The following is a 2,234-nucleotide window of genomic DNA, read 5'->3' on the forward strand; positions in this document are numbered from 1 at the left end:
TTAGCGAATGATGGATTTGATCCAGACGCAGATGTAGAGGTAACCGAAGTAACGGATCCAGCAAATGGAACGGTAACAATCAATGCAGATGGTACTGTGACTTATACACCAGATCCAAACTACAACGGAACCGATACCTTTGATTATACAGTAACGGTTACCAATCCAGATGGATCAACAACAACAGAGACAGCTACGGTAACAATCATAGTGACTCCAGATAATCCATCTTTAGAATTATTAAAAGATGGTGTTTATGAAGACACGAATGGAGATGGTATTGTAAATGAAGGAGATTCAGTGGTCTATACTTTTACAGTAACAAATAATGGAGATGTTCCTTTATTTAATATTACAATAACAGATCCATTAGTAGATATCATAGGAGGACCAATTGATTTAGATCCAACGGAGAGTGATAGTACGACGTTTACTGCGATATATGCAATCACACAAGATAATATTGATGCTGGTGGAGTCTATAATCAAGCGACTGTTAATGGAGTAGATCAAGCTGATGAACCAGCAACTGATGATTCAGAAGATCCAACGCCGATAGATCCAAATGATCCAGAAAATCCACCAATTGATCCAAACTGCCCAGATTGTACGATTACTGTTCTGCCACAAGACCCTTCGATAGCAATTATCAAGGTAGGTGTATTGAATGATGAGAATGGAGATGGTTGTAGTGATCCATTAGAGACGATTACATATACATTCACAGTAACAAACGAAGGAAACGTTACATTATCGGATATAACAGTACTAGATGCACCATTACCAATAGGAGGTATTACTTTCGTAGATGGTGATACAGATGCAGATGGCGAGTTAGATGTTGATGAGACATGGACATATACTGGAAGTTATGCAATCACACAAGATGATATTGATGCTGGTCAGTTTACCAACCAAGCAACAGTAGAAGGAATAGCACCAGAAGGTACTATGGTAAGTGATTTATCAGATGACGATAGTATACTAGAAGATGATCCAACAGTAACAGAGATCTGTCAGGATATCGATCCAGATACTGCGATAGCAATTATCAAGGTAGGTGTACTGAATGATGAGAATGGAGATGGATGTAGTGATCCATTAGAGACAATCACATATACATTTACAGTGACGAATCAGTCTAATGTAAGTATCTCAGATGTTGTTGTACTAGATGCACCATTACCAATAGGAGGTATTACTTTCGTAGATGGTGATACAGATGCAGATGGTGAGTTAGACGTTGATGAGACATGGACATACACTGGAAGTTATGCAATCACACAAGATGATATTGATGCTGGTCAGTTTACCAACCAAGCAACAGTAGAAGGTGTAGCAGCAGACGGTACCATGGTAAGTGATTTATCAGATGACGATAGTATATTAGAAGATGATCCAACAGTAACAGAGATCTGTCAGGATATCGATCCAGATACTGCGATAGCAATTATCAAGGTAGGTGTATTGAATGATGAGAATGGAGATGGATGTAGTGATCCACTAGAGACAATCACTTATACATTTACAGTGACGAATCAGTCTAATGTAAGTATCTCAGATGTTGTTGTACTAGATGCACCATTACCAATAGGAGGTATTACTTTCGTAGATGGTGATACAGACGCAGATGGTGAGTTAGATGTTGATGAGACATGGACGTATACTGGAAGTTATGCAATCACACAAGATGATATTGATGCTGGTCAGTTTACCAACCAAGCAACAGTAGAAGGTGTAGCAGCAGACGGTACCATGGTAAGTGATTTATCAGATGACGATAGTATACTAGAAGATGATCCAACAGTAACAGAGATCTGTCAGGATATCGATCCAGATACTGCGATAGCAATTATCAAGGTAGGTGTACTGAATGATGAAAATGGAGATGGATGTAGTGATCCATTAGAGACAATCACATATACATTTACAGTGACGAATCAGTCTAATGTAAGTATCTCAGATGTTGTTGTACTAGATGCACCATTACCAATAGGAGGTATTACTTTCGTAGATGGTGATACAGATGCAGACGGTGAGTTAGATGTTGATGAGACATGGACATATACTGGAAGTTATGCAATCACACAAGATGATATTGATGCTGGTCAGTTTACCAACCAAGCAACCGTAGAAGGAATAGCACCAGAAGGTACTATGGTAAGTGATTTATCAGATGACGATAGTATACTAGAAGATGATCCAACAGTAACAGAGATCTGTCAGGATATCGA

General features: G+C 38.8%; 1 protein-coding gene. It reads left to right on the top strand.

Translation table 11 applies throughout. The annotated features are described in order from the left end of the window. A partial coding sequence (locus Q1A60_RS21430; RefSeq protein ID WP_300008487.1) for an Ig-like domain-containing protein occupies positions 1-2,234 on the top strand: 2,234 nt, incomplete at both ends.

It is taken from the genome of uncultured Dokdonia sp. (assembly GCF_947492535.1).
Lineage (GTDB): Bacteria > Bacteroidota > Bacteroidia > Flavobacteriales > Flavobacteriaceae > Dokdonia.